This is a genomic window from Streptomyces phyllanthi (assembly GCF_009377205.1).
GTDB classification, from domain to species: Bacteria; Actinomycetota; Actinomycetes; order Streptomycetales; family Streptomycetaceae; genus Streptomyces; species Streptomyces phyllanthi.
On sequence record NZ_VJZE01000668.1, the window covers coordinates 1 to 3640 of the forward strand.

Annotated in this window: 2 protein-coding genes; both read left to right on the plus strand. The window is 70.3% G+C overall.

What is annotated here, in order from left to right; translation table 11 throughout:
- Window positions 1-1384, plus strand: a 1384-nt coding sequence (locus FNH04_RS43065; RefSeq protein ID WP_152791685.1) for a beta-galactosidase, incomplete at its 5' end; no start/stop codon positions are given.
- A 115-nt stretch (window positions 1385-1499) separates the two neighbouring features.
- Window positions 1500-3569: an RICIN domain-containing protein gene (locus tag FNH04_RS43070; RefSeq protein WP_152791686.1), complete on the plus strand. Its 2070-nt coding sequence runs from the start codon at window positions 1500-1502 to the stop codon at window positions 3567-3569.
- Window positions 3570-3640 lie beyond the last annotated feature (71 nt).

Here is a 3640-nt window from a genome sequence, read left to right on the forward strand (position 1 = left end):
CCCCAACCCCACCCAGCAGCTGGACTTCAAGCGCTTCTCGTCAAACGCGCTGAAGGAGTACCTGCGCGCGGAGCGGGACATCCTCCGGCGGATCACCCCCGACGTGCCGATCACCACCAACTTCATGGTGATGGGCGGCACCAAGGGCATGAACTACCCGGACTGGGCGGGCGAGATCGACTTCGTCTCCAACGACCACTACGTCCACCCCGGCCCCCAGGACCGCGACGAGCTGTCCTTCTCCGCCAACCTCACCAGCGGTATCGCCGGCGGACGGCCCTGGTTCCTGATGGAGCACTCCACCAGCGCGGTCAACTGGCAGCCCGTCAACGTGGCCAAGCGCCCCGGTGAACTGGCCCGCGACTCACTGCTGCACGTCGCGCACGGCGCCGACGCCGTCTGCTACTTCCAGTGGCGGCAGTCGGCCGCCGGCGCCGAGAAGTACCACTCGGCGATGGTCCCGCACGCCGGAGAGGACAGCGACCTGTTCCGCGCGGTCGTGGCCCTCGGCGACACCCTGAAGACCCTCGCCCCCGTCGCCGGGAGCGAGCGCGAGCCCGCCCCCGTGGGCATCGTCTTCGACTGGGATTCGTGGTGGGCGAGCGAGCAGGACTCCCACCCCACCTCCCTGCTCGACTACCGCCAGGAAGCGCTCGACTGGTACTCCGCGCTCCTCGCCCTCGGTATCCGCGCCGACGTCGTCACCACCCGCGCCGACCTGGACCGCCACCGGGTGCTGATCGCGCCCGTGCTCCACGTCGTCCCCGCCGACCTCGCCAAGGAGCTCACGCGGTACGCCGAGAACGGCGGCCACCTCGTCACCACGTACTTCTCCGGGATCGTCGACGAGAACGACCACATCTGGCTCGGCGGCTACCCGGGCGCCCTGCGCGACCTCCTCGGCATCCGCATCGAGGAGTTCGGCCCGCTGCTCGCCGGGGACACCGTCGAACTGGACGACTCCACCACCGGCACCCTGTGGACCGACCGGATCACCGTGACCGCCCCGGAGACGGAGGTCCTGTCCCACTACCGCACCGGAGGGCAGGCCGGGCGCCCCGCCGTCACCCGGCGGCCCACGGGCAGCGGATCGGCCGCCTACGTCTCCACGCGGCTCGGCGCTGAAGGGCTCGCCGCACTGCTGCCGAGGCTGCTCGGCCCCGCCGGTGTCGAGAGCGAACTGCCCGCCGAAGCACGCGGGTCGGTCGAGCAGACCGTGCGCAGTGGCCCCGGGGGCCGGTTCCGCTTCCTGGTCAACCGGACCGACCAGGCCGTGCCGCTGACCGGTCTCACCGGAGACGTCCTGCTCGGCGCCACCGACGCCGACGGCGCCCTCGTACTGCACCCCCGGGACGTCGCCGTACTGCGGCAGCCCGCCACCTGACCCCCCACACCGCTCCATTCCCCGAGCGGCTCCGCACCCGTTCGGGGGCCATCCCCTCCCGTCCCCACGGCGGGAGGGTCCACACCAGCGACCACACCTCAGTTGGGAGCGCACGATGGCACGCCGCACCCCCCGCAACAGACGGCTCCTCGGAGCCGCCGGCATCACCGCCCTGGCCACCGGGGCCGCCCTGGTCACCGCCCCACCGCTCCAGGCGCAGACGACGGCGGCCACCGCCTCCGTCACCGTCCAGCCCGACCCCTCGTACAAGCAGGAGAAGTTCGAGGGCTGGGGCACCAGCCTCGTCTGGTTCGCCAACGCCACCGGCGACTATCCGAAACAGATACGCGAGAAACTCGCGAAACTGCTCTTCGACGACGACGGCCTCGCCCTCAACATCGCCCGCTACAACATCGGCGGCGGCAACGCCCCCGACGTCAAGGACTACCTGCGCGCCGGCGGAGCGGTCGAGGGCTGGTGGAAGGCCCCCGCGGGCACCACCCGCGAGGACACCGACTGGTGGAGCGCCGACGACCCGGCCGACTGGAACAAGGACGCCGACCTCACCCAGCGCTGGTGGGTCGACCGCATCAAGGACGACATCGACCACTGGGAGACCTTCAGCAACTCCCCGCCGTGGTTCATGACGGTCAGCGGCTACGTCTCCGGCGGCTTCAACGCCACCGACGACCAGCTCAAGACCGAGTCCGTCGACGACTTCGCCGCCTACATGGCGGAGGCGACCCGACGGCTGGAGAGGGCCGAGGACATCAAGGTCGACACCGTCGACCCCTTCAACGAGCCCAACACCAACTACTGGAGCACCCGCCTGGGCCCCGACGGCGAGCCCGTCGGCGGCCGCCAGGAGGGCGCCCACATGAGCCCCGCGCTCCAGGACAAGGTCATCAAGGCCCTGGCCCCCGCCCTGAAGAAGGCGAGGACCAAGGCCGAGATCTCCGCGATGGACGAGACCAACCCCGGCACCTTCGCGACGAACTGGAACGGCTACTCGCAGGAGTCCCGCGACCTCGTCGACCAGATGAACGTCCACACCTACGGCACCGGCCAGCGCACCACCGTGCGCGACATCTCCAAGGCCGAGGACAAGCCGCTCTGGATGAGCGAGGTCGAGGGCGACTGGGGCGACGGCCAGAGCTTCACCGACATGCGGCCGGGCCTCGGCCTCGCCCAGCGCATCGTCGACGACCTGCGCGAACTCGAGCCGCGCGCCTGGGTGTTCTGGCAGCCCGTCGAGGACTACGACAACATGAAGCCGGGCGGGGAGTCCGCCAAGGGCGGCAACTGGGGCAGCATCCAGCTCCCGTTCAGCTGCACCTCGAAGGACACCCTGGAGACCTGCCCGATCTACACGAACACCAAGTTCGACACCGCCCGCAACTTCACCCACTTCATCAAGCCCGGCGACCGGCTGATCAAGGTGAACGACACCTCCAGCGCCGCCGCGGTGACGAGGAACGGCAAGGGCGCCTCCCTCGTCCACGTCAACAGCACCACCGAGTCCCGCGTGGTCACGATCGACCTGTCCAAGTTCCGTGAGGTCAGCCGGAACGCGACCGTCACCCCGGTCGTGACCGACGCGAACGGCAAGCTGGAGAAGCACGACCCGATCAAGGTCAGCGACCGCTCGGCCACCTTCACCGTGCCCGCCCAGTCGGTGACGTCCTTCGTCGTCAAGGGCGTGTCCGGCGTCGCCAAGGACGCCCCGCTGCTGCGCAAGGGCCACACCTACACCCTGACCGGCGTCCAGAGCGGCAAGGCCGTCACGGTCGCCGACAACGGCACCAACCTGGTCATCCGGTCCGGCTCCGCCGACCTTCCGGCAGGCCAGCAGTGGCAGCTGCGCTCGGTGCGCCAGGACTCCGGGGTCCTCGACCGGTACGTCTTCACCAACCCGGCCGAGGGCAAGCGGCTGGCCGTCCGTAACGGCGCCCCGGTGCTGGAGCCCGACGAGGACGAGCGCGACGAGGCCACCCAGTGGATCATGTCGACCACCGGTGACGGCACCTGGACCCTGGTCAACGCCGCCACGGGACGGCTCCTCGAAGTCGGCGGCCAGGCCACGAACGAAGGCGCCGCCGTCACCATGTGGACGCCCAACTCCGGCTCCAACCAGCGCTGGAAGGTGGTCGACGTGACGGAGCAGGTGGGCGACTCCACGGAGTAGCAGCCCCCTGGGCACAGCAGGTACTGACGCGCGCCGCTGTCCGCACCCCGTCCATCGGGTGCGGACAGCGG

What these genes read in the sequence shown, in the direction of transcription:
- FNH04_RS43070 (WP_152791686.1), top strand. Translation starts at nt 1,500, where the DNA reads ATGGCACGCCGCACCCCCCGCAACAGACGGCTCCTCGGAGCCGCCGGC.